This window comes from Thermostichus sp. MS-CIW-40 (genome assembly GCF_054058315.1).
Map to the genome: position 1 here is coordinate 1 of NZ_JBSSAC010000046.1, position 21,902 is coordinate 21,902.

Genomic DNA, 21,902 nt, shown 5'->3' on the forward strand with positions numbered 1-21,902 from the left:
GGCAGCAGTCAAAACTGCTCTCGGTGTGGTCAAAGAGTACCGAAAGCGATTCAAGACAGGTGGCATTCTTGTTCCCATTGTGGGCTAGAACTAGGACGCGACCACCATGCGGCCATCAACATCAAGTACAGGGCGGTGGGGCATCCCGTTCTTTTCGCGTCAGCGGGACGTAGTCCTCAAGCGCAGGAAACGTCCTTTTCGCGCTAGCGGCGCGGAGTGCTTTGCATCAGCATGAGTGCGGGAGTATGTCACGACGGAAGGTGAGGCAGATGGGGGGCTGGCTCAGGCAAAACTGGCTGTGGCAACTGGGGAGAGCCCTTGTGGCTGTTTGGATCGGCTGGGCGGAGGGGAGCGCTGCCTGGGCGAGGGACATGGCGCCGGCTGCCCCTGGAGTCTCCTCTCCCCCTACTTTGCCCATCCCTTGGGAATGGGTGTACGACTTGCAGGAGCAAGCCCGGCAGCGGCAATGCACATTGGTTGGCCTGTTGCGCAGCGATCCCTTGCCGGCGCCGGATCCCCGGTGGCAGGTGTACACACGGCTAGATTTGGTGGCCACGCCTCAGGCTGGTCGGTTGACCAGTGTGTTGTTTGCCGAGAACACCCGTACTCGGGCCTTGCAGGTTATCTATCAAGCCTCAGGGTCGGTGTACGACCCCGTTGAGGCATTGGATTTTGCCATGATCCTGCCTCTAGCCTGGCAGGGGAACACTTTGCTGGCGCGGGAGTACGAAGGCTGGTTCCAGACCGATTTGAGCTGGGATCGGGCGGTGGTCTGGCCTTTGCCCACTGGCTCGACAGGGATCCCACCGGTGCAAATCTGGGATCCGCCGCCGGCGCTGGGGTATGCTGAGCTGCTGGGCTGGGATCCCCAGGCGCGAGAGCGGGTGCTGTTTGCGGTGGCCGATAGTCTTGGAGAGATGCCCCGCTTGGTGAGCGTGGGCCCAGACCGCCAGGTGTTGCTGCGAGCGCCTGCCGTTGCCCTTTCCCCAACTCCCTCTTCTGTGGAGGGGTGGCAGGAGATCCGGCCCAAGGGGGGAGAGCCTCTCTGCCACCAAAGCCGTTTTGGGCTGGAGCAGGGAGGGGAAAATGAAAAATTAAACTGAGATGCAGAAGCCTGTGGGAGCATGCCTCTAACCCCCAAAACCCTGAACTTTGCTGAATTTACTGAGCTTTAGGCGGTTTGGCAAAAGTCATTGAGAGGGATATAGTAGACCAAGTTTCCCCCTGATCCTTGAGTCCACCGCAACGGTTGCCGGGAAGTGAAGGGGGAAAGCGCTCGGGGGGTATTCCTCAGGGCTTTGCGGGATACCGCCTTCCTGCTCAGAGATAGGCAGGATGCGATCGCTTCTTTCCTGAACCATGTTCAGGAGAGTCCAGCGTGAATGTATCAGCGACAACCATGTCCAAACCGGTGGTGCGGCGGGGCTGGCCTCTGGAGGCCTTTGTCGGGGATGTAATCGTCTGTACCCTAGAGGGATCCCATCTGGATCAGGTGACGGAAATCCGAGTCAGCCCGGCGGGTAAAGGGATCCGAGTCAGCTTTGGGGATCCCTTGGGACGCTCTAAGGAACCGGTGCAGGCCAACGCCGAGGCGCTGACGGTTACCTTTGAGATCGATCCCAACACCTACCCTGGCGAAAAGCGCATTGAGCTGATCTCGCCGGCAGGGCCCAGCGATCCCCTGCCGTTTTTGGTGATGATGTAGAGGCGCGCAGAAAAGAGGAAGTGGGTCATGCCGTTTGTGATTGCCCCGACCGACGTGGGCGTGCTGGTGCTGGGGGCGAGCCTGTTGCTTTTGGCCGGGGGTTGGGCCTGGTGGCTGCGGCGGCAGAAGCGTGCTGCCTCCCCAGAATCTACAGCCGTTTCGCCGGCCCCGGCGGTTGACCCATCGGCTCTTTCGGCGGAACAGGCGGCTCAACTACAGCCCTTCGAGCAGGCGGTGGGAGATCAGCCGCAGGATCCCATTGCCTGGTACAACCGCGCCACCACCCTCGACCACCTGGGGCAAGCCCAAGCTGCCCTGGCCAGCTACGACCGCGCCCTGGAGCTGAAGCCGGACTTCCCCGAAGCCTGGAACAACCGTGGTTCTCTGCTGGACGATCTCGGTCGCCATCAAGAAGCTCTGGCCAGCTATGAGCGGGCTCTGCGGCTGAAACCGGATTTTTTTGAGGCCCGCTTTAACCAGGCCAACACGCTGCGGCAATTGGGCCGCTACGAAGAAGCCCTACGTGCCTACGAACGGGCCCTTGCCCTCAGCCCCGACAGCCCGGAAACGTGGTACCTGCACGGGCTAACCTTAGCCTCTCTGGGACGATGGCAGGGATCCCTAATCAGCTACGAGAAAGCCCTCGCCATCAACCCCGTCGATGCCCAAGTTTGGCAGAGTCGGGGGCTGGCTCTGTTTCACCTAGAGCGCTACGCCGATGCTCTGGCCAGCTACGAACGAGCCCTACAACTGGGATCCGAATCGGCCTCTCTCTGGGCCGGCCATGCCCTTGCCCACCACCGCCTCGGCAACCCGATGGAGGCCCTCAACAGCTATGACCGTGCCCTGGCGCAGGATCCCAAACGCCCTCAGATCTGGGTGCAGCGCGGCCTGGTGCTGATGGACTTGAACCTCTACGAGCTGGCCATCCAGAGTTTTGATCGGGCCCTGCAGATGGATCCCAGCAATGCCGAGGCTCACTACGCCAAAGCCTGCTGCTACGCCTGGGAAGGCCAAGTGCCTCAGGCCCTACAAGCTTTGGAGCAAGCCCTACGCCTGGAGCCGGAACGCTACCGCCCCTTGCTCTCCTCTGAGCCCTATTTCGACCTCATTCGCGAGGAGCCGAGTTTTGCATCCTTTTTGGCAGCCCTTGCCGGCACGGATCCCCCCAAGAACCCCCCGCCGCTGTCACGAACAGCCTCTTGACGTTCTCACCTCCCAGAAGGAGAGGAGAGGCTGGAATGCACAGGCTGTTTCACCGCCAACCTGACCCAATCACCAATAACCACGAGAGCACGCCAACAACAGAAATCCGGCAATTTCGTTGGGTCTTACGGGAAAATTGCGCTCTTTTGCCGATGAAACCCGCCGATTTTCCGTGGAGATGCTGTTGCTTGGGTCAAGAAACCTGGTCAAACTAAGAACGTTCCAGCTCTTGGCAAATCTCAACAGTGTCCGGTTGTGCTTCTAACGCCATCCCTGTAGCCCTGTAGCACCTGCTTGCGCAGGGTCTGGCTGGGCAAAAGCGTCTCTTGACTGGATGGGTGTTGGTTATGGGTGGGATCCTCAACCTTTGAATGGTTTTCGAGTTCCTTGAGTGCTTGTTCTACAGTTATTTTCGGCAAATCGGTAAAGTGGTTGTCTATGATAACGGCCCCTCGCCTGACCTCTCCCAAGAACTCCGTCTCCCTGAGGCGACCGGCGGCCCCCCCCTCCATTGCCTTTGGCCAAGACCGGATTCCCAGCCGCATGTGGATCTATGGCATCTAGTGAGGATGTTAAAGCCCGAACTGCCGAACTGTTGCGGCTGTACCACCAGAATCGCGATCCAGCCCTGCGCAACCGGCTGGTGGAAATGAACTTGGGCTTGGTGCGCAAAGAGGCCCACCACTGGCGCAACCAATGCAATGAGGGGTACGACGACCTGGTGCAAGTTGGCTGTTTGGGTTTGATTCAAGCTATCGAACGCTTTGACATCAGCCGAGGCCTGGCTTTTAGCTCCTTTGCCCTGCCCTACATTCGCGGAGAAATTCAACACTACCTGCGGGACAAAAGCCCCACCATGCGGATCCCACGCCGCTGGACGACCCTGCAAAGACAAGCCAAGAAGGTGATTGCCCGTCTGCGGCAAGAGTTGGGCCGTTCTCCCTCTGAGGCCGAGGTGAGGGAAGCCCTGCAACTGACGGAGCAGGAATGGCGAGAGCTGGAGCTGGCCCAACAAAACAGCCTTTTGCTCAGCCTGGATGCTCCGATTCAAACTGAGGAAGACAGTGTTGCTCTGGGGGAGGTCGTTCCGGATCAGCGCTACCGCAGTTTTCAACTGGCTGAAGAAGATCGTATTCGCCTACAACATGCCTTGGCTCAGCTGGAGGAACGTACCCGCAAGATTTTGGAATTTGTCTTCTTCTATGACCTCACGCAAAAAGAAACGGCAGAGCGGCTAGGGATCAGTGCCGTTACCGTTTCCCGCCAAGTCAAAAAGGGGCTGGAACGCCTGGCTAAGTTGTTGAATCAAGATATTTTTTGAGATACAGCCCGTTACAAATTAAGGGATATAAAAGGGTATAAAAATCGTGTTTCCGAGGCTTGACCCCAGTGAGGTTTAGAACAAGCAGGTTCATAGTCATTCCAGACTCGATTGAGATACTCCCGCCGCTGCCCAGACGCTCCGCGCCGCTTCCCCCAGCCCCTCCAGAGGGAGAGGGGAGTTAGAGAGCAATGGAACGGAGATGTTTCATTCCTGTTGAAAATGACCATACAGGTGTATCCCATAACCCCTTAGTAGACTGTACTTGAGCCGACGCAATTGGCGGTGACTTTCCACCCAGTAGAACGGCAGGGGCTCTGTACTGCGACAGGTTGATAGACTGATGGGAAATTGATGAGAATATTTGATGAACAGAGAAAACCGCTCTTCTCGGAATCAACCCTTGGTGCCCCGCGGTTTCAAACCTAAGCTGAGTCAGAACTCGGTGGGCAGGGATCCCTTCTTCCAATGCCAGCCCAACCTGCAAAGTCCAGAGGGAATCCGCTTGGCCCCCTATGTGCGCACCTTGCCCTTGGTTGTCGATGCCATGCTGGATTTGGCCCAGGTGGGGAGCGAGGATACTCTCTACGACTTGGGCTGTGGGGATGGCCGCATTCTCATCCGGGCGGCGCAGCGCTTTGGCACACAGGGCATGGGAGTGGATATCGACCCGGAGCGCATCCTGGAAGCCCAACAGCGGGCCCGAGAAGCCCAAGTTCAGGATCGAGTTACTTTTCTCCAGCAGGATCTGCTCACTCTGGACTTAACCCCGGCGACGGTGGTGAGCTGCTATTTGCTGCCCCGCTCCCACCTGCTGATCCGAGACAAGCTGCGCTCCCAGCTTCGGCCCGGCGCTCGTCTGGTCACCCACTCCTTCGACATGGGAGATTGGCTCCCCACCGCCACCACCACCGTATCGGATGTTATCAACACCTACACCATCTATCTCTGGCGGATCTAACCCTGGGGATCCCAGGCCGTCGCTTCCTCAAAAGCAGCAGAAGGCTGGTGCAGTACAATCCGGTTGCCATCGGGATCCCGAAAATCCACCTCCTGTCCATGAAAGGCTTGCCGCAGGGGGGAAATGGAGAGCTGATAAGCTCCCGCCAACCCCTCCAGTGTTGTCAGGGATCCCTGTAAATCTTGCACCTGCAGGCAGAGGCTCACCGCTGGGGCTTGGGCACCACCATCGAGATGACGGCTGCGATAGAGGCCCAGCCGCAACCCTGGCAGACGAAACTCTACGTACACCGGATCCCCCTCTGTCGGGAGCTGGACTTGGGGAGAGATCCCCAAGAGATCCCGATAGAAGCGTTGTAGACGAGGCAAGTCCAGGGTAGCCACGCTAACCAAGGCACCAGAGAGCTGCATCGCAACCGCCAAAAGACCGGGTTGGTCTATCTTAGCTAAACTGCCGAGAAGCCCCGCGCTGTACCCGCAGGGTGAGCGTCGGGAGGATGTCACTCAGCTCCAACACCACGCGAGTCTGGGTGGCGATGTCGGATCCCACCGTCTTGCCCTCCGGATCCAGGGCCAATGTGCCCGAGATGTAGAGGGTATTTTGCCCACCTTCACGCCGGGAGAATAGGGGGCGATGGCCGGATAGCCGGCTGGAGCAATGGCAACCTTAGGCACGAGGGATCCCGAATCACAACAGGATTGCACCTTAGCGGCGAATTCGATCTTCCACAGCTGGCTGGGATACAGCCATAGCCGGTTTCTCTGGAGCAGATTCCCACTCTTCGGGGGAGATTCTCTTGCAGAACTAGACTATAGTAGGTACCAAAGCTTGCTGCTTCTTCCCAAATCAAGACTGGAGCGACTTACCGTGGGGTTATTCAGCCGATTTTCCCGTGATATGGGCATTGATTTGGGCACTGCCAACACGCTGGTCTACGTGGCCGGGCGAGGCATTGTCCTGCAAGAGCCCTCTGTGGTCGCCATCGACCAAAACACCAAGCAACCCCTGGCTGTGGGGGAAGATGCCAAAAAAATGTTGGGCCGTACCCCCGGCAACATTATAGCGGTGCGTCCTCTGCGAGATGGGGTGATTGCCGATTTCGACACGGCGGAGATGATGCTAAAACACTTCATCCACCGCGTACACGAGGGCCGGTACCTGATTGCTCCCCGCATTGTGATTGGGATCCCCAGCGGTGTGACTGGGGTGGAGCGACGGGCGGTGATGGAAGCCGCTCTCCAAGCTGGGTCGCGGGAGGTGTATTTGGTGGATGAGCCGGTGGCAGCAGCAATCGGGGCCGGGCTGCCGGTGCAAGAGCCCACTGGGAACATGATCATCGACATTGGCGGCGGCACCACTGAGGTAGCCGTCCTCAGTTTGCAGGGGATCGTGCTGAGCGAGTCCGTGCGGGTAGCGGGAGATGAGCTGAGCGAGGCCATCGTCCAGTACATGAAAAAGGTTCACAACCTCACCATCGGGGAGCGCACCGCTGAAGAGATCAAGATTCGGATTGGCTCCGCCTACCCAATTCAAGAGGAACTGACCATGGAAGTGCGCGGGTTACACCTGCTCTCGGGTTTACCCCGTACCGTCACGGTGAAGAGCACCGAAATACGCGAGAGCATGGCCGAGCCCCTCTCGGTGATTGTGGAAGCCATTAAGCGCACCCTGGAGCGCACTCCACCGGAATTGGCTGCCGACATCATCGACCGAGGCATCATGCTGGCCGGCGGAGGAGCCTTGCTCAAGGGTCTGGATGCCCTGATCAGCCATGAAACCGGGATCTTGGTTCACATTGCCCCGGATCCCCTCAGTTGTGTGGTGCTGGGTACAGGGCGAGTTTTGGAGGATTTCAAAACCCTAGGTCGAGTGTTGAGCGGCAGCTTCAAGGGCTAGAGGCGCTTCTCCCTCTCCCTGATTTCCTGATTTGAGGTGTGAGTCGAGTGGGTTGGAGAGGTATTGCTTGAATTGGCTACGCCAATGGTGGAGGCGCCATAGCCTGGGGTTGCTCCTGTCTGCTTTGGCGATGGGGGCAGCGCTGGGCCTGCGCCAAACCCAGGGATCCCTATTGGTGGAATTGTACAGTTGGATCACTGCTCCAGCCCGTCCGCCTGTGGATCCCGCTGCGGTGCTCAGCCAGGCCGCTAACCGTGAGCTGCAAGCCCTGGTAGCCGAGTTGCAGTACCAAAACCGCGAGCTGAAGCGACTGCTGCAATTTACCGAGCAGATGCCCCAAGCGGGGATCCCAGCAGCAGTGGTGGGTCGCAGCGCCGATCACTGGTGGCAACAGCTCACCCTCAGCCGCGGCAGCCGGCATGGAGTCAGGGTGGGAGATGTAGTCATGGCGCCGGGAGGGTTGATCGGGCGAGTCGAGTCGGTCACGCCCAACACCAGCCGAGTGCTCCTGATCAGCGATCCCACCAGCCGTGTCGGGGTAATGCTGAGTCGCAGCCGACACATGGGCATCCTGAGGGGTACGGGCACCCAGAGTGCCATTTTGGATTTTTTCGACAAGGCCCCCAAAGTAGAGGTGGGGGATGTTGTGGTGACCTCGGGCCTGAGCAGCTTTTACCCAGCCGGGGTGGTGGTGGGAACGGTTCGAGCGGTCAACTTGGATGCCAGCCCTGCCCCTCAAGCCACTGTCGAACTGTCGGCGCCGCTGGGTCTCTTGGAATGGGCCTTGATCTACCGCTATGCTCAACCCTCTGATTCCTAAGCTTAAGTCTCACCTTAACTGGCTGGTGACTGTCCTGTCGGGATTGCTGGCAGCAGTGGCCCCTTGGTGGCGAGGGCCGGGCTTGGAGCTAGCAGGCTTAACCCCAGATTGGCCCTTGATCTGGGTGGTGTGCTGGAGTGTGCGGCGCAAAGCTTGGCAGGGGGCTGTTGCCGGGGTCACCCTGGGTTTTCTGCAAGATGCGCTGACCAGCCCTTGTCCTACCCATGCGCTGGGGCTGGCTGTAGTTGGGATCCTCACCGCCAAGTTGCAAAAACAACGCTACATGCAAGAAGACTTTATCTCGGTGGCCTTGATCGTTTTTGGTATGGTGGTGATCGCCGAAACCTTGATGGCACTGCAATGGATGTGGCTTGCCGCCTCCCAGGGATCCGAGGGCCTGGATCCGGCGGGAATGCAAACTTTGCTGGATGGATTGGGGAACTCCCTTCACTCTTTCGGCAGCATCGGCGGCGACGGTTCGCGTTCTCTGGAGAGCATCTGGTGGAACCATCAACGCAATGCCCTCACGTCTGCTATTTTAAGTAGCCTCTGGGCACCCGCTTTGTATTGGCCCCTCAGCCGTTGGTGGCAGTCTCAAGAGCGGGATCCCAGAGAGGTTTAGCCTTTGGTTTTGTGGCAAATCATCCTACCTTTCGGTTAAAACCCAGGTCACAGCAGAGTATGTCCATTGGCATTTTTGGCAAGAAAGAACTCTCGAGGCGGCGGGAGCCGGTTTGCCGACTGTCTGTGACCTCCCACATGTTGGCGCTGTGCTGAGAGGCCCCAGACAAAGTCAGAAAAAGCGACAATCCGGAAAATTCTTCGTTGGGGAGCAATTTTGGCCTAAAATGAACCCTAGAACTGAGATATAAGTCCCATCTTTTTCAGGCAGCTTCGGGCAAATATCGCGCATTCTAATCAAAAAGTCAACAGCATAGGAAGCGCAGGCGACGTAAAGTCTGACCTTGTGGCAACTGCACTTAGGATTTGACTTAGAGCGTTCATTGGGAGGGATCCATGCCGCATACAATTGTCACCGATATCTGTGAAGGTGTGGCCGACTGTGTAGAGGCTTGCCCTGTTGCCTGCATCCACCCCGGCGATACCAAAAATGCCAAAGGCACCGACTACTTTTGGATTGAGTTTTCCACCTGCATCGACTGTGGCATCTGTTTACAGGTCTGCCCCGTAGAGGGCGCTATTCTGCCGGAGGAAAAGCCGCATCTGCAGCGAGTGCCCCGCTAATTCCAGGGAAGCATCCCTGGCCACACCCCAAGATCCAATGGGAATTATGATAATTATGATCATTTCAACTCCAACTAGGACACTGCACCCACACCTAAAGCCCTGGTCGCATCGTCGCGTCAGCGTTGCGGAGCAACAATACGCAGAACCAGAAGGCTTTTCTTGGTAGCCCAGGCGTCTCACCCTAACCTGAAACAACTATAAGCTTTAGCGCAAGGAAGCCAAAGCAACGACGCTGCTGGTCAGCCAGCTCAGGGCCAAGATCCCCCCCAGGAAAGCCAATGGGATCAGGCCCAGCAGCCGCCACCACTCCAAATCCAGCGCTACAGCTACTGCCCGCACCTGCCAAACCACAAACCACAGCAGAGCTGACAAGCCCAGCAGGGATCCCACCACCCCACCCAACGATTGAGCAGGCCCCAGCAGCAGCCACGGCAAACCGGCAAACCCCGTCAAGCACAGCAGCGCTGAAAAGGAAGGGACAGCCCGACCCAAACAAAAGGCCAGCAATTGCAACAAAGCCGCCAAACCCACCCAGCCCAGGGATCCCATCAGTACTGCCAGCACCATGCTCGGCAGGCTTACCCCAGAGCGGCGAATCGCATCCAGGACGTTGAGCAGCCCCACCACCCCAAAGGCTTGCCAGAGAACAGGCTGTTCCCGCAACGCCCGAAAGGTGCGCTCCGGCAGAAACCAAGCGCCGTAGATGTTGTCTAACCAGGAACCAAGCATGGCCAGCAACCCGTCAAGCTGTCTTTTATCCTAGCCCTTATGAGCACTTGACAGGCACATCCCAAAAATGGGGTATGATTGGAAAAGGATTCTGCGGCGTTGGTGACTGCCGTTATGTTTTTGCGATCTATACCCTTCGACAATTAGGATGGGAAGTGGATGTGAGAGCAGTAAGCCAAACTTAGATTTGGAAACTATCGACAATCATCCCCGGTATCCTACACTGGATTTTCCAGGTCGAAAACCACGGTAAAACGGCGCAACAGTATCCTCAAAAAAGCCCTCGAAAGGGGGCCTTTTTGTTGTTTGGATATTGTCGGATATTGTCAATGCTGCAGTTAATGGGTATTGCTCTGGCGCTGGGCTCCATCCTTTAGTCGAGCTTCTGGGCACTGGTCTACGTCTTGCTGCAGGGCAGCCAAGTCTGTCTTTCGCTTGCGGGTCTTGACTTTTGTTGTCGTGAGGTCTGCTCGGCTCAGCCAGCGATAAACGGTTGCACAAGTGACATAACTCCCGCACTCATGCTGACGCAAAGCGCTCCGCGCCGCTAAAGCGAGAGAGTGCGAGCTTCAAGGACTCCGTCCCGCTGACGCGAAAAGGACGGGATGCCCCACCGCCCTGTGCTTGATATCTGTAGCAGCTGCTGTTTTTATCATCGTTTATTTCAGCGGTTCTAGGTTCACGGCAGGTTGACAGCAGCTACGGTTTTTGTTGCCGCCGATCTAGTTAGCTTTGCTAACTCTACCTCAAGTTCTGGGGGAAGTTGCGCCTGTGGAGATTCCTCTGCCGGGGTTGAGTCAAAAGCTCAGCTAGGTAAGGGTCGTAGAAGCAGGAAGCAACCGGTTGTTTGGTTCATCCTAGGGGGTGAAATAAACGACCATGAGTTGCAGAACGGTCAACAGGAGAGTTGCTCCCACCATCAAACTCCCCCAAATCCATACAACCTGTCGCAGCAGTCCCAAGCTTTCCCGCACCACTTGCGGGGTCAAGGGGCGAGCTGGGATCCCCAATTTGGGTTTCACCTTCGGGATCCCCTGATAGAAATTGGTTCCCCCCAGTTGGATCTGCAGCCGCCAGGCAAAAGCCGCCTCGCTCCACCCCGAATTGGGGCTGGGATCCGCCTGCGCGTCCTGACGACACCGCTGCCAGAACCCCCAAGGATCCCGGCTGAGCAGGGCCAGGGTGAGCACCGTCAGGCGGCAGGGCAGCCAAGTCAGCCCATCCTCACAGCGGGCCGGCACTGTGCCCAAATGAGTGAAAGGGGGGTGGCGGTAGCCCACCATCGAATCCAGCGTGCTGCTGGCCTTGTAGGCTAGGGCCAAGGGCGCCCCTCCCAAGAAGGCGTAGAACAGAGGGGCAGTTGCTCCGTCGGGAGTATTTTCGGCCACCGTCTCAATCACCGCCCGCAAAATCTCCGGCTCCGTCAGGTGCTCTGTATCCCGCCCCACGTAGCGGCTGAGACGTTGACGGGCCTCCGGCAGATCCTCTTTTTCCAAGGGATCCAACACCTCCAAGGCGGCAAAGCGCAGGCTGCGCCCTCCCAGACAGCTGGCCATCAGGATCACCTGCACGAGGATCCCTGCCCAGGGGTGGATGGTATTGCCGATGGCGACCAGTCCCCAGCCCACGCCGTAGGATCCCCCCACCAAAGTTAGGGTGAGAACTGCCCCGCCCCACTGTTGTGCTCGCGGAGTTGAGCAGTGCTTGAGGATATAGCCTTGCCCCCAGGCAATAACAGCCCCCATCACCCGCACCGGATGAGGCCAACCCCAGGGATCCGCCAGCAGATAATCCAAAGCCAAAGCTGCCGCCAGCACCAGCCCGGCAGTCGGTTGGGCCGGGAAAAACAGCGATGACTCCATCCCGCCAGCAGGCTCAAACCACAAATCCACTCTCCTGATCCTGAGCCGCCTGCCAGCTCCGGGCATCAAAATACAGATCTTCCAGAGTGGTTTCCTCCAACACCTGCTGCACCCGTCGAGCGATCCGCTGCCACAGGGCTTCCGTCACCCAGTCCAGCCGCTCCGCCGGATGCACGGCTGAAGGATTAGAACTGTCCATGAGAGGATCCAAGGATTCTCCCACTGCCGCCAAAATGGCGCTGATCGGGATCCGCCGCGGCGCCCGTGCCAACCGGTAGCCTCCCTGAACCCCCCGTTGGGAACAAACCAAGCCGGCCTGGCGCAACTCAATCAGCAACTTTTCCAGGTAGGGAGCTGGGATCCCCTGTCGCTGAGCAATGGCCCGCACCGAAGCCATTTGCCCGGAGCCGAGCATCGCCAGATCCAACAAAGCTTTGATGCTATAGGTGGCCCGCGTTGTCAAGCGCACCGGGATCCCTCTCCGCAGCACTTCTCGATCCTGCCATAGGACTCCGTCCCGCTACCGCGAAAGGACTCCGTCCCGCTACCGCGAAAGGACTCCGTCCCGCTACCGCGAAAGGACTCCGTCCCGCTACCGCGAAAGGCAGATGCTTGGGTATCGGGGCACCGGCCAAGAGAGGTTAATCTGGGGATCCGAGGCGATCTCTAATTGCTCTAATTGGCTATTGTCTGGTTATCGGCAGCTCAGCCTTGGAGCTCGGGATGGAACACCCCACCGCCAGCCTTTACTTGGTGGCCACCCCCATCGGCAACCGCGAAGACATCACCCTGCGGGCGCTGCGGGTTTTGCGGGAAGTGGACTGGGTGGCGGCAGAAGATACTCGCCACTCCGGCCAGCTTCTTAAACATTTTCAAATCTCCGCCCGCCTCATCAGCTATCACGAGCACAACGCTGCCCAACGGATCCCGCAACTCCTGAAGTATCTGTCGGCGGGCCAGTCGGTGGCCCTGATCAGCGATGCCGGCACTCCTGCCATCTCCGATCCGGGAGAAGAGTTGGTGCGTGCCTGCATTCAGGCCGGGATCCCGGTGATCCCTGTGCCGGGGCCGGTAGCTGCTGTTGCCGCCTTGACCGCTTCGGGCCTGCCTACAGGACGATTCGTGTTCGAGGGATTTTTGCCGCTTAAACCCAGTCAGCGACAGGCCCGCCTGCAACAGTTGGCCCAAGAAGAGCGCACCGTCGTTCTCTATGAAGCCCCCCATCGCCTGCGCCAAACTCTGCAGGATCTGCTGGATCACTGCGGCCCAGAGCGGCAGATCGTGCTGGCGCGGGAGCTGACCAAGCTGTATGAGTCCTTCTGGCGGGGATCCCTGGCAGCAGCCTTGGAGCACTGCGCTGCTCAGCCGCCGCGGGGGGAGTTCACCCTCTTGCTTGAGGGATATGTCGGTGCCGTTCGCGGCCCCGTCGCGACAGCGTTACAAAGCAACAACCCTGCCAGGGGCGGGGCGGAGTCCTTGAACGGGCTGGGAGACGGTGCTTCGGAAGCGGAAATTCGCCAAGAAATGGCCCGATTGCTGGCCGAAGGCCTGTCCCGGTCTGCAGCTAGCCGCCGGTTGGCCCAGCGTCTGCAGGGATCCCCCATCTGGACGCGGCGCCGCCTTTACGATCTATCCTTGCAGCTTGAGCCGCTCTCCAGTTCTGGCGGGACGGAGTCCTTTTCTGAGTACGTCAGCGCTCCACATTGTTTCCAAGACAACAGCGAGACCGAGTCCTGAGGTGTTCGCGTTAGCGGGACGGAGTCCTATGGCACGGATTTTATTGGTGGACGATGAAGTGGAGTTGGCCGATTCTCTGGCCCAGCAACTGAGGCGAGAGGGCTACACGGTGGACGTCGCCTACACAGGAGGGCGGGCCTGGGAGCTGCTGCAAAAGTCCCCCGCTCTGCCCTACGATCTGCTGGTCTTGGATTGGATGTTGCCGGAGCTCTCTGGGCTTTCCCTCTGCCAGCGGGTACGGCAGGTGGATTGCACCACCCCTATCCTGTTTCTGACGGCCAAAGATACCCTAGACGACCGGGTGGAAGGGCTGGATGCCGGGGCAGATGATTACTTGGTGAAGCCGTTCGAGCTGCGGGAACTGCTGGCGCGGGTGCGAGCCCTCTTGCGGCGGGCCACCGGCCCTGGAGAAGGGATCCCTCGCCTACAGATAGGGGATTTGGAGCTGGATCGGGAGAACCAGGTGGCCTACCGGCAGGGGCGGATGATCCACCTCTCCCAAAAAGAGTTTCGCCTGCTGGAGTACTTCATGACCCACCCCGGCCAGTTGCTCACCCACGACCAGATCTACGAGCAGGTGTGGGCCGGAGAGGATCCCCCCAGCAGCAACGTCTTGGCAGCCCAGGTGCGCCTGCTGCGGCGACGCCTCAGGTTGCCCGGGGCAGCAGAATTGATCCACGCCGTCTACGGCAAGGGCTATCGCTTCGGGCCTGTCGCCGGGGATCCCTAGCAGCCGTCCCACCTGTAGATAAAACCAAGGCTCCCCCGGAAAGAAGGAGCCCTGCCGGGTCTGGGGAGCGCTTTCAGTCAGCAATGCCACCAGGGCGTTCCCCCCTTCAACCCTGGGGAGCCCAGTCGCCGCGCTATCGGCAACTCCCCTCTCCTCCTGTGGGAAAGGGGCTGGGGGTGAGGGATCACTTGGACTTGAGCTTCTCGGCTTTCTCGATGGCCTCTTCGATGGTGCCCACCAAGTAGAAGGCTTGCTCCGGCAGATTGTCCAATTCCCCCGACAAAATGCGCTGGAAGCCCTTGATGGTGTCTGCCAATTTCACATACTTGCCGGGGGAGCCAGTGAATACCTCCGCCACGAAGAACGGCTGGGACAGGAAACGCTCGATGCGGCGGGCGCGGGCCACCACCAGCTTGTCCTCTTCCGACAGCTCGTCCAGCCCCAGGATGGCGATGATATCTTGCAGCTCTTTGTAGCGCTGCAGCGTTTGCTTCACTGCCCGGGCGGTGTTGTAGTGCTCTTCGCCCACAATGTCCGCCTGCAGGATGGTGGAAGAGGAATCCAGGGGATCCACCGCTGGATAAATACCCTTAGCCGCCAAGCTGCGGGACAACACCACCGTGGAGTCGAGGTGGGCAAAGGTGGTGGCCGGGGCCGGATCCGTCAAGTCATCGGCAGGCACATACACCGCCTGCACCGAGGTGATGGATCCCTGCTTGGTGGAGGTGATGCGCTCTTGCAGGTTGCCCATTTCGGTGGCCAAGGTGGGCTGGTAACCTACTGCCGAGGGCATGCGGCCCAACAGCGCCGACACTTCCGACCCGGCCTGCACAAAGCGGAAGATGTTGTCGATGAACAGCAGCACATCCTGCTTGTTAACGTCGCGGAAGTACTCTGCCATCGTCAGGGCGGTCAGGCCAACCCGCATACGGGCCCCCGGCGGCTCGTTCATCTGGCCATAGACCAGCGCCACCTTATCCAGCACGCCGGATTCTTTCATCTCGTTGTAGAGGTCATTGCCCTCGCGGGTGCGCTCTCCCACGCCGGCAAACACCGACAGGCCAGAGTGCTCCTCGGCAATGTTGTGGATCAGCTCCTGGATGAGCACCGTCTTGCCCACGCCGGCGCCGCCAAACAGGCCCACCTTGCCGCCCTTTCTGAAGGGGGCCAACAGGTCGATCACCTTGATGCCGGTTTCAAAGGGCTCTGGCTTGATCGTCAAATCGACAAATGCAGGCGCACTGCGGTGGATGGGGGCAAATTCTTGGGCTTGAACGGGCTCTCCTTGGTCAACCGGCTCTCCCAGCACATTGAAAATGCGCCCCAGGGTGGGCTGCCCGACCGGCACAGTAATCGGAGCGCCCGTATCCACCACCGGCATGCCCCGCACCAGGCCGTCGGTCGAGGACATGGCCACCGCACGCACGCGGTTATCCCCCAAAAGCTGCTGCACCTCAAAGGTGACCTTGACCTTCAGGCCGCTTTCGGTTGTGCCCTCCACCTTGAGGGCATTGTAGATTTCGGGCAGCTTGCCGCTGGGAAACTCGGCGTCGATCACAGGCCCGATGACCTGAGTGATGTAGCCAACATTGGTGGCAGTAGCGGTGGCAGTAACCATGATTGAGGTTCAGCTCCTTGTGTGCTCAGTTATCGACTCAGCAATGCCGGGTTGATAAATTAAATCATCATCATCATCATACAAACAAAGGGATCCCAGTTGCTGCCGCGCTTTTGCCTGTCCAGCCTACGGGGGATCCCCGGCAGGGAGGGCTTTTCTTCGCTACCCTAGAGCTAGGTTAGAGAGGGGGATCGCCAGCGATGAGCCACTACGGAGGCCGTACCGCACAGCTCAGCTCCGTCAGGTTGGGAGGACGGCGTTCCCGCCCGCGTCGGGGCCGGGCCCTGCAATTGGGGATCCTCGGCTTTTTGCTGGGGCTGGGGGCGATGGGGGCAGCCTGGTGGTACACCATTGGGCCGCGGCAGACGCTTTCCTTGTATTGGCTGACCAGTGCCGACAACTCCATTTACTATGTGCAGCAAGAGCGCACGGTTCGCGCCTTCGACGCTCAGGAAGCCATCCGCCTGGCTCTGGAGGAGCTGATTGCCGGCCCCCGGGATCCCCACCTCACCACGGCCATTCCCCCCCAGACGCGGGTGTTGGATGTGCGGGTGGAGGGCGACGATATTTTCCTCAACTTCTCCCCCGAATTCACGCAAGGGGGGGGAGCCACGGCAATGATGAGCCGGGTCACGCAGGTGCTCTACACGGCCACCAGCCAAAACCCCGGCGCCCGGGTTTGGATCTCGGTGGAAGGCCGTGCCCTAGAAGTGCTGGGGGGAGAGGGGCTGATCCTGGATCAACCCCTGACACGGGCCTCGTTTGTGCCCAGCTTTCAGCTGCCAGCGGAGCCGGCAACCCCGAAGGACTCCGCCCCCCTAACGGGGTCGCCAAAGCGTCGCCTAGCGATAACGGCTTCTTGAGACGGAAACCATGAGCTGGTTGCAGCGGGTGGGCAGCAGTTTTCTCCTGGCCGGCCAGGTGATTTTGCATCTGATGCGGGGCCGTATCCATCGCCGCAACACCCTGGATCAGTTGGCGGCGGTAGGGCTGGAGTCGCTGCTGATTGTTTTGATTACGGCGGTGGTGATCAGCGGTGTTTTCACCATCCAGTTGGCGCGGGAGTTCATCAACTTTGGCGCTTCCTCCCTAATTGGGGGAGTTTTGGCGATTGCCCTTGCCCGCGAGCTGACACCGGTGGTGACGGCGGTGATCTTGGCCGGACGGGTGGGATCCGCCTTTGCCGCCGAGCTGGGCACCATGAAGGTCACGGAGCAGATCGACGCTCTGCTGTTGTTACGCACCGATCCGGTGGATTATTTGGTGATCCCGCGGGTGCTGGCTGCGGGGCTGATGCTGCCGGTGCTCACCATCCTCTCCCTGCTGACGGGGCTGGTGGGGGGGATGATCATCTGCGCTTCGGCCTACAACATCTCTCCTGCAGTGTTTCTCAACTCGGCGCAAACCCTTCTGACCTCCTGGGATTTGCTCGTCTGTTGTTTGAAGGCGATGGTGTTCGGGTCTTTGATCGCCATTGTCGGCTCCAACTGGGGCCTTTCCACCAGCGGGGGAGCCAAGGGGGTGGGTCGCTCCACCACCGATGCAGTGGTCACGGCGCTGCTGGGCGTGTTTGTCACCAACTTTCTGATTTCTTGGCTGTTGTTTCAGGGGCCGGGGAGCGCCCTCAGCCGCGCGTTGTAGCCACTTCTGCTATCGCGTTGTTTGCGTGAGCGTTGCGGGGCAATATTGAGAGAGCTAGGATGGGATCCCTTGCCATCGCCCGGATCCCCACCCTTCGCGTCAGCGGTGCAGAGCACTTTGCGAGTAGAATTTCAGATTTTCCGACAATTGCCGCCGGAGCCGCCCCGCTGGCAGTCCTTCTGGCTGGAGACATCCCCTGGCGCCACCATTCTCGATTGCCTCAACCAGATCAAGTGGGAGCAGGATGGCAGCTTGGCCTTCCGCAAAAACTGCCGCAACACCATCTGTGGCAGTTGCGCCATGCGCATCAACGGTAGGGCAGCCTTGGCTTGTGGCCGACATGTGGGCGAAGAGCTGGATCCCCGCAGCCCCCAGCCGCAGCCTATTCGCATCGGCCCTCTGGGAAACCTGCCCGTTCTGCGGGATCTGGTGGTGGATATGCAGCCCTTCTGGAACGATCTCAGCCGGGTGGATCCCTTTGTCAGCACGGCGGGGCGACGCATCCCGGAGCGAGAGTTTTTACAGCTGCCTGCTGAACGGGAACATCTCAACGCTGCCGGTGGCTGTATTCTCTGCGGGGCCTGCTATTCCGATTGCAATGCCAAAGAGGTGAACCCAGAGTTTGTCGGCCCCCATGCTCTGGCCAGAGCCAACCGCCTCGTCCAAGACAGCCGCGACAGCCAACGGGAACAACGCCTGCAGGCTCTGGATAGCTTGGCTGGTGTCTGGGGCTGTACCCGCTGCTGGAACTGCAACAGCGTCTGCCCGATGGGCGTGGCACCTCTGGATCAAATCACCGAACTCAAACAGGGGATCCTCTCCCGCCATGCAGACAAGACCGCTGCTCTGCCCACCGACCGTTCCCCATCGCACGCTGTTCGCGCTATTCGGACGGAGTCCTTGCCCATAGCCATCCGCCACCGCAAGACTCTGGTGCAACTGGTGCGCTCTGGTGGTTGGATAGATGAGCGCCGCTTTGCCCTGCAGGTGGTGGGCCGGGATCCCAGAGGGCTGCTCAGCTTGGTGCCTCTGGGGCTGCGCCTGTTGGTCAGGGGCAAATTTCCCTTTCGCTTCCAGCCCTCTGCAGGGGCGGCGACGGTACGGCGGCTTATCGACACAGTTAGGCAGGAAGGAAGGGATCCCCTCTAGGCTCCAGTTTTGAGGTTGTCTTGGCCGGAAATCAATCTGGCACTCAAAATCCGATCCCCCACTTTGATGTGGCGCAGCACCTCCGTTCCCTCTGTAACGTAGCCGAACACCGCATAGCGGCCATCCATGAGGTTTAACCCCGCCGGGGTGAGATCCGGCTCAGCCATAAAGATGAAGAACTGAGAAGAGGCGCTGTTGGGATCGTCGGGATAGCGGGCCATGGCCACCGTCCCTTCGGCGGAAAAGGGCAGAGCCGGTTCCACATCCCACAGGCCCATCTGATCAAAAGTTTGGCCGTAGCGGGGCATCACCTCGCCTTTGGCGCGAATCTCCATAGGAATGGTGCGAATTTTTCCGGTGGCGGGATCCACATAGCCATCGGCAGGGCCAGGGGGATCCCCGGCCTGCGCCAGGAAGAAGGTCTCCACCCGGTCAAAGGTCAGGCCATCGTAGAAGCCCCGCTGCACCAGGTCGGCAAAGTTGCCGGCAGTGATGGGGGCGCTGTAGCCATCTAGGGTGATCACCATGCGCCCAGCGGTGGTGTTTAGCTCCACCTCTGCCCGCCCCAAGAGCTGAGGTTTGTCGGCATACTCAGCAGGCACCGTGTAGGGAAAAGCCCCCACCCAGTTGTTTTCGAGGGATCCCAACTCGTCCACTAGACGGTCGTAGGCAGCGCGGGCCTCTTCTTTACCCTTGGATTTGCGCTCGCTGGCTTGGCCGATCACCCGCAACTGCTCCCGCAGCGCAGCCATCTGTTCAGAGGCTGGGGCCACCCGATCCGGAGGCAAGCTGGCCAGCAGGGAATCTCCATAGCGATCCAAGAGGTGCTCTACCTGGCGCACATCTCCCCGCACTGCCGACCAGCGGTTGTACTTCAGGTCGGTGTCGATTTTGGAGATGGCCTCATCAATTTCCAGCAGCTTCGTTTCCTGAATAGGCAACGCCCGCCGCAACAGGGTACGTGGATCGGTAATGGCATCCCCTTGGGGCAGAGCCAAGGCCGGGATCCCCCAGAGCGCCACCCCGCAGAGCAGAGCAGCTACGTAGAGGCCAATCCGGCAAAGGGATCCCCATTGCCAAAATCCTTGGGCACGCTGCGTCATGGTTCCTACCGACTGCAAAACCACTCCTGTCTCAGCCTGACATCCCACCGTCACAGGCGGCAAGCGTTGTCAGACCTCGATTGAGATTTCAACGACTGGCGTGCTCCACCTGGGGGAAAGCCGTTATCGCTACACGACGCTTTTGCAACCGCGATAGCAAAGACGGAGTTCTCAGAGGGCATGGCTACACGGCTCTCCTACCTAGGAACGGTGACCTCGAAACGGATGACCCCGGCTGAGCCAGAACTGCCTCCCCCCACGTTCACCACCACCACGCCGTTGGGGTTGCTGATGCCCCCACAAGCAGGAGGCACGGCCCCACCCGGCGGAATGAAGGCTCCCCCTCCCCCTGTGCTCACCGACAGGCTGCCCGGCACGTACCGCAAACCCGCTGCCAAGGGGTCGCACACCACAAAGGTGGAAGCAGGCGAGTCCAGCAGGAAGTAGATGGCAAACTGCACCCGCGCTCCTGGGCGCACCGGCAGGTTGATGGCCCCCTGCAGGAAGGTGCTGGCTCCGCCTGGCCAAGGGATCCCTGGGTTGTCGTTGGGGTCGGTGGGCTCGTCGAAGAATTCGGGAATGGAGAGGCCATTGAGGGCGCTGATCCGCTTGACCAGTCGGATCCCTTCGCCTGGGGGAGGTGCCGGGCTGGGCGTGGGTGTGGGGGTGGGTGTTGGAGTGGGCGTGGGCGTCGGGGTGGGTGTGGGTGTTGGAGTGGGTGTGGGTGTTGGAGTGGGTGTGGGTGTCGGAGTCGGTGTGGGCGTCGGAGTGAGTGTGGGCGTGGGTGTGGGGGTGGGTGTTGGAGTGGGCGTGGGCGTCGGAGTGAGTGTGGGTGTCGGTGTTGGGGTGGGCGTGGGCGTCGGAGTGAGTGTGGGTGTCGGTGTTGGGGTGGGCGTCGGCGTAGGCGTGGGCGTCGGGGTGGGTGTGGGTGTTGGCGTCGGTGTTGGGGTGGGGGTGGGCGGAGCTTGCTCCTCATATGCTCCTACATCACACCGAACTCCAGCAGGTCGGGAAAAACCCCGCTGATCCTGGTTGACAGGGCTACTGTTCAGGTCGGTACACTGCCCGGCTGGCACAGCGTCGATGGCTACACTGCCTGCCAGAAGGGCATGGGTCTGGGTCGGCCCACCATTGTTGACCAGTGGCCCAAGGTTCAAAGCTGCTGAGGTCACAGCCGTAAGTCCTGGGCAGCTTCCATCGGTGTCGAGATTCGCCCCGCTGGGGGTGAGAGTGCCAGCGTTGGAACAATTACCTCCGCTTGTACTGTTTGCGACGATTGAGTTCCTAAGGTTGGCTGTGGCGTCGTTGAAAATACCTCCACCTTTTGAAGCTGAGTTCGATGCAATTGTTACAAAGCTTAGACTGCTGGTGCCGAGATTGTAAATGCCACCGCCTTTTGTGCCAGCACTATTTCCTGATAGGGTGCTGTTGGTAATGTTTACTGTACTGCTGCTGGAAACATAGATGCCTCCCCCCTCCTGGCCGACATTGTTGAAGGAGATCTCGCTTGCGTTGAGGGTCACCTTGCCGCCATTGCCGTTGTAAATGCCGCCCCCCTTTTCACTAACGTTATTGCCGGAGATCCCTGTTTTGCTGATGTTTGTCGTGCCTAAATTGTAGATGCCGCCCCCTTCCTTGCCAGCACCATTGTTGACAATGCCGGCGTTGGTAACCGTTACCGTGCCGCCGCTGCCGTTGTAGATGCCGCCTCCCTCCTGGCCGGCACCATTGTCGGAAATGCCCGCTGCGTCAATGGTTACTGTGCCCAGGTTGTAGATACCGCCCCCTTTCTCACCAACACCATTCTTGGAAATGCCAGTGTTGGTAATTGTTACCTTGCCGCCGCTGCCGTTGTAGATGCCACCTCCCTCCTGGTCGGCACCATTGCCGGAAATGCCCGCTGCGTCAATGGTTACTGTGCCCAAGTTGTAGATGCCGCCCCCTTCTTTGCCAGCACCATTGTTGACAATGCCGGCGTTGGTAACCGTTACCGTGCCGCCGCTGCCGTTGTAGATGCCGCCTCCCTCCTGGTCGGCACCATTGCCGGAAATGCCCGCTGCGTCAATGGTTACTGTGCCCAGGTTGTAGATGCCGCCCCCTTCTTTGCCAGCACCATTGTTGACAATGCCGGCGTTGGTAACCGTTACCGTGCCGCCGCTGCCGTTGTAGATGCCGC

25 protein-coding genes and 1 other RNA gene are annotated in these 21,902 nt (G+C 59.6%); 17 read left to right on the forward strand and 9 right to left on the reverse strand.

Going from position 1 to position 21,902, the window contains the following annotated elements; translation table 11 throughout:
• The first annotated feature begins 48 nt into the window (after nucleotides 1-48).
• From ACVWXF_RS11925 to ACVWXF_RS11955, 7 genes are all read left to right on the forward strand, one after another.
• Nucleotides 49-207 carry a hypothetical protein gene (locus ACVWXF_RS11925; protein ID WP_457474505.1) on the forward strand — a complete coding sequence of 53 codons (159 nt, stop codon included), beginning with the start codon at nucleotides 49-51 and terminating at the stop codon, nucleotides 205-207.
• A 38-nt stretch (nucleotides 208-245) separates the two neighbouring features.
• Nucleotides 246-1,103 carry a hypothetical protein gene (locus tag ACVWXF_RS11930; RefSeq protein ID WP_457474493.1) on the forward strand — a complete coding sequence of 286 codons (858 nt, stop codon included), beginning with the start codon at nucleotides 246-248 and terminating at the stop codon, nucleotides 1,101-1,103.
• 275 nt (nucleotides 1,104-1,378) lie between these two features.
• Complete coding sequence (locus ACVWXF_RS11935) at nucleotides 1,379-1,705, forward strand: hypothetical protein (protein ID WP_457474494.1); 327 nt, start codon at nucleotides 1,379-1,381, stop codon at nucleotides 1,703-1,705.
• 27 nt (nucleotides 1,706-1,732) lie between these two features.
• Nucleotides 1,733-2,911, forward strand: a complete 1,179-nt coding sequence (locus ACVWXF_RS11940; protein WP_457392948.1) for a tetratricopeptide repeat protein — start codon at nucleotides 1,733-1,735, stop codon at nucleotides 2,909-2,911.
• 438 nt (nucleotides 2,912-3,349) lie between these two features.
• A complete protein-coding gene (locus tag ACVWXF_RS11945) occupies nucleotides 3,350-3,475 on the forward strand; it encodes a hypothetical protein (RefSeq protein WP_457440853.1) in 126 nt (41 codons plus the stop codon).
• On the forward strand, nucleotides 3,465-4,232 hold the full coding sequence (locus ACVWXF_RS11950; protein WP_041436760.1) for an RNA polymerase sigma factor SigF: 768 nt from the start codon (nucleotides 3,465-3,467) through the stop codon (nucleotides 4,230-4,232). Before ACVWXF_RS11945 ends, ACVWXF_RS11950 begins: the two co-directional genes overlap by 11 nt.
• Before the next feature lie 367 nt (nucleotides 4,233-4,599).
• The gene (locus ACVWXF_RS11955; RefSeq protein WP_457474495.1) at nucleotides 4,600-5,193 is read left to right on the forward strand and encodes an SAM-dependent methyltransferase; all 594 of its coding nucleotides are present in this window, start codon (nucleotides 4,600-4,602) and stop codon (nucleotides 5,191-5,193) included.
• Here ACVWXF_RS11955 and ACVWXF_RS11960 read toward each other — a convergent pair.
• On the reverse strand, nucleotides 5,190-5,603 hold the full coding sequence (locus ACVWXF_RS11960) for a VOC family protein (protein WP_457474496.1): 414 nt from the start codon (nucleotides 5,601-5,603) through the stop codon (nucleotides 5,190-5,192). The two genes, ACVWXF_RS11955 and ACVWXF_RS11960, sit on opposite strands and share 4 nt — an antisense overlap.
• Before the next feature lie 31 nt (nucleotides 5,604-5,634).
• On the reverse strand, nucleotides 5,635-5,769 hold the full coding sequence (locus ACVWXF_RS11965) for a hypothetical protein (RefSeq protein ID WP_414342828.1): 135 nt from the start codon (nucleotides 5,767-5,769) through the stop codon (nucleotides 5,635-5,637).
• A 291-nt stretch (nucleotides 5,770-6,060) separates the two neighbouring features.
• Between ACVWXF_RS11965 and ACVWXF_RS11970 the strand changes: the two genes are divergently transcribed.
• The 4 genes from ACVWXF_RS11970 (at nucleotide 6,061) to ACVWXF_RS11985 (ending at nucleotide 9,154) form a co-directional block, all read left to right on the forward strand.
• Nucleotides 6,061-7,089, forward strand: a complete 1,029-nt coding sequence (locus tag ACVWXF_RS11970) for a rod shape-determining protein (protein WP_457474497.1) — start codon at nucleotides 6,061-6,063, stop codon at nucleotides 7,087-7,089.
• Nucleotides 7,090-7,156: 67 nt separating this feature from the next.
• On the forward strand, nucleotides 7,157-7,909 hold the full coding sequence (gene mreC, locus ACVWXF_RS11975) for a rod shape-determining protein MreC (protein ID WP_414387913.1): 753 nt from the start codon (nucleotides 7,157-7,159) through the stop codon (nucleotides 7,907-7,909).
• A complete protein-coding gene (mreD, locus tag ACVWXF_RS11980) occupies nucleotides 7,887-8,531 on the forward strand; it encodes a rod shape-determining protein MreD (RefSeq protein ID WP_457474498.1) in 645 nt (214 codons plus the stop codon). Before mreC ends, mreD begins: the two co-directional genes overlap by 23 nt.
• Before the next feature lie 395 nt (nucleotides 8,532-8,926).
• Complete coding sequence (locus tag ACVWXF_RS11985; RefSeq protein ID WP_011434056.1) at nucleotides 8,927-9,154, forward strand: indolepyruvate ferredoxin oxidoreductase subunit alpha; 228 nt, start codon at nucleotides 8,927-8,929, stop codon at nucleotides 9,152-9,154.
• Nucleotides 9,155-9,361: 207 nt separating this feature from the next.
• On the opposite strand, the gene ACVWXF_RS11990 is transcribed toward ACVWXF_RS11985, so the two are convergent.
• A complete protein-coding gene (locus ACVWXF_RS11990) occupies nucleotides 9,362-9,886 on the reverse strand; it encodes a YIP1 family protein (RefSeq protein WP_457474499.1) in 525 nt (174 codons plus the stop codon).
• Nucleotides 9,887-9,971: 85 nt separating this feature from the next.
• Here ACVWXF_RS11990 and ssrS point away from each other — a divergent pair.
• Nucleotides 9,972-10,159, forward strand: a non-coding RNA gene (gene ssrS, locus ACVWXF_RS11995) — 6S RNA.
• A gap of 65 nt (nucleotides 10,160-10,224) precedes the next feature.
• Here the strand turns inward: ssrS and ACVWXF_RS12000 are convergent.
• The 3 genes from ACVWXF_RS12000 to ACVWXF_RS12010 all read right to left on the reverse strand — a co-directional run bounded on the left by ACVWXF_RS12000 (nucleotide 10,225) and on the right by ACVWXF_RS12010 (nucleotide 12,217).
• Nucleotides 10,225-10,419 (reverse strand): IS630 transposase-related protein, encoded by a 195-nt coding sequence (locus tag ACVWXF_RS12000; RefSeq protein WP_071818172.1) that lies wholly within the window; start codon nucleotides 10,417-10,419, stop codon nucleotides 10,225-10,227.
• A 324-nt stretch (nucleotides 10,420-10,743) separates the two neighbouring features.
• Nucleotides 10,744-11,748 (reverse strand): adenosylcobinamide-phosphate synthase CbiB, encoded by a 1,005-nt coding sequence (gene cbiB, locus ACVWXF_RS12005; RefSeq protein ID WP_457474506.1) that lies wholly within the window; start codon nucleotides 11,746-11,748, stop codon nucleotides 10,744-10,746.
• Between the two features lie 13 nt (nucleotides 11,749-11,761).
• Nucleotides 11,762-12,217, reverse strand: a complete 456-nt coding sequence (locus ACVWXF_RS12010) for an Rrf2 family transcriptional regulator (RefSeq protein ID WP_457474507.1) — start codon at nucleotides 12,215-12,217, stop codon at nucleotides 11,762-11,764.
• Nucleotides 12,218-12,471: 254 nt separating this feature from the next.
• On the opposite strand from ACVWXF_RS12010, the gene rsmI reads away from it, so the two are divergent.
• Nucleotides 12,472-13,485, forward strand: coding sequence for a 16S rRNA (cytidine(1402)-2'-O)-methyltransferase (gene rsmI / locus ACVWXF_RS12015; protein WP_414349660.1), 1,014 nt, complete (start codon nucleotides 12,472-12,474; stop codon nucleotides 13,483-13,485).
• Nucleotides 13,486-13,513: 28 nt separating this feature from the next.
• Nucleotides 13,514-14,215 carry a two-component system response regulator RppA gene (gene rppA, locus ACVWXF_RS12020; protein ID WP_457474500.1) on the forward strand — a complete coding sequence of 234 codons (702 nt, stop codon included), beginning with the start codon at nucleotides 13,514-13,516 and terminating at the stop codon, nucleotides 14,213-14,215.
• Nucleotides 14,216-14,399: 184 nt separating this feature from the next.
• On the opposite strand, the gene atpD is transcribed toward rppA, so the two are convergent.
• A complete protein-coding gene (atpD, locus tag ACVWXF_RS12025; RefSeq protein ID WP_457474501.1) occupies nucleotides 14,400-15,833 on the reverse strand; it encodes a F0F1 ATP synthase subunit beta in 1,434 nt (477 codons plus the stop codon).
• Between the two features lie 200 nt (nucleotides 15,834-16,033).
• On the opposite strand from atpD, the gene ACVWXF_RS12030 reads away from it, so the two are divergent.
• The 3 genes from ACVWXF_RS12030 to ACVWXF_RS12040 all read left to right on the forward strand — a co-directional run bounded on the left by ACVWXF_RS12030 (nucleotide 16,034) and on the right by ACVWXF_RS12040 (nucleotide 18,623).
• The gene (locus ACVWXF_RS12030) at nucleotides 16,034-16,696 is read left to right on the forward strand and encodes a GerMN domain-containing protein (RefSeq protein ID WP_457474502.1); all 663 of its coding nucleotides are present in this window, start codon (nucleotides 16,034-16,036) and stop codon (nucleotides 16,694-16,696) included.
• 10 nt (nucleotides 16,697-16,706) lie between these two features.
• On the forward strand, nucleotides 16,707-17,474 hold the full coding sequence (locus ACVWXF_RS12035) for an MlaE family lipid ABC transporter permease subunit (RefSeq protein ID WP_414350573.1): 768 nt from the start codon (nucleotides 16,707-16,709) through the stop codon (nucleotides 17,472-17,474).
• A 117-nt stretch (nucleotides 17,475-17,591) separates the two neighbouring features.
• On the forward strand, nucleotides 17,592-18,623 hold the full coding sequence (locus ACVWXF_RS12040; protein ID WP_457474508.1) for a succinate dehydrogenase/fumarate reductase iron-sulfur subunit: 1,032 nt from the start codon (nucleotides 17,592-17,594) through the stop codon (nucleotides 18,621-18,623).
• Here ACVWXF_RS12040 and ACVWXF_RS12045 read toward each other — a convergent pair.
• On the reverse strand, nucleotides 18,620-19,726 hold the full coding sequence (locus ACVWXF_RS12045) for a peptidylprolyl isomerase (RefSeq protein WP_457474503.1): 1,107 nt from the start codon (nucleotides 19,724-19,726) through the stop codon (nucleotides 18,620-18,622). The genes ACVWXF_RS12040 and ACVWXF_RS12045 overlap by 4 nt on opposite strands.
• 197 nt (nucleotides 19,727-19,923) lie before the next feature.
• Nucleotides 19,924-21,902: choice-of-anchor Q domain-containing protein (locus ACVWXF_RS12050; RefSeq protein ID WP_457474504.1), on the reverse strand; the 1,979-nt coding region annotated here is incomplete at its 5' end.

Bases quoted from the DNA above. Each gene is read 5' to 3' on its own strand.
- ACVWXF_RS11985 (WP_011434056.1), top strand. From the start codon at position 8,927: ATGCCGCATACAATTGTCACCGATATCTGTGAAGGTGTGGCCGACTGT.
- ACVWXF_RS11945 (WP_457440853.1), top strand. From the start codon at position 3,350: ATGATAACGGCCCCTCGCCTGACCTCTCCCAAGAACTCCGTCTCCCTG.
- ACVWXF_RS12030 (WP_457474502.1), top strand. From the start codon at position 16,034: ATGAGCCACTACGGAGGCCGTACCGCACAGCTCAGCTCCGTCAGGTTG.
- cbiB (WP_457474506.1), bottom strand. From the start codon at position 11,748: ATGGAGTCATCGCTGTTTTTCCCGGCCCAACCGACTGCCGGGCTGGTG.
- ACVWXF_RS11960 (WP_457474496.1), bottom strand. From the start codon at position 5,603: ATGCAGCTCTCTGGTGCCTTGGTTAGCGTGGCTACCCTGGACTTGCCT.
- atpD (WP_457474501.1), bottom strand. From the start codon at position 15,833: ATGGTTACTGCCACCGCTACTGCCACCAATGTTGGCTACATCACTCAG.
- mreD (WP_457474498.1), top strand. From the start codon at position 7,887: ATGCTCAACCCTCTGATTCCTAAGCTTAAGTCTCACCTTAACTGGCTG.
- ACVWXF_RS11940 (WP_457392948.1), top strand. From the start codon at position 1,733: ATGCCGTTTGTGATTGCCCCGACCGACGTGGGCGTGCTGGTGCTGGGG.
- ACVWXF_RS11990 (WP_457474499.1), bottom strand. From the start codon at position 9,886: ATGCTTGGTTCCTGGTTAGACAACATCTACGGCGCTTGGTTTCTGCCG.
- ACVWXF_RS11955 (WP_457474495.1), top strand. From the start codon at position 4,600: ATGAACAGAGAAAACCGCTCTTCTCGGAATCAACCCTTGGTGCCCCGC.
- ACVWXF_RS11950 (WP_041436760.1), top strand. From the start codon at position 3,465: ATGGCATCTAGTGAGGATGTTAAAGCCCGAACTGCCGAACTGTTGCGG.
- ACVWXF_RS12045 (WP_457474503.1), bottom strand. From the start codon at position 19,726: ATGACGCAGCGTGCCCAAGGATTTTGGCAATGGGGATCCCTTTGCCGG.
- rsmI (WP_414349660.1), top strand. From the start codon at position 12,472: ATGGAACACCCCACCGCCAGCCTTTACTTGGTGGCCACCCCCATCGGC.
- rppA (WP_457474500.1), top strand. From the start codon at position 13,514: ATGGCACGGATTTTATTGGTGGACGATGAAGTGGAGTTGGCCGATTCT.
- ACVWXF_RS11930 (WP_457474493.1), top strand. From the start codon at position 246: ATGTCACGACGGAAGGTGAGGCAGATGGGGGGCTGGCTCAGGCAAAAC.
- ACVWXF_RS12035 (WP_414350573.1), top strand. From the start codon at position 16,707: ATGAGCTGGTTGCAGCGGGTGGGCAGCAGTTTTCTCCTGGCCGGCCAG.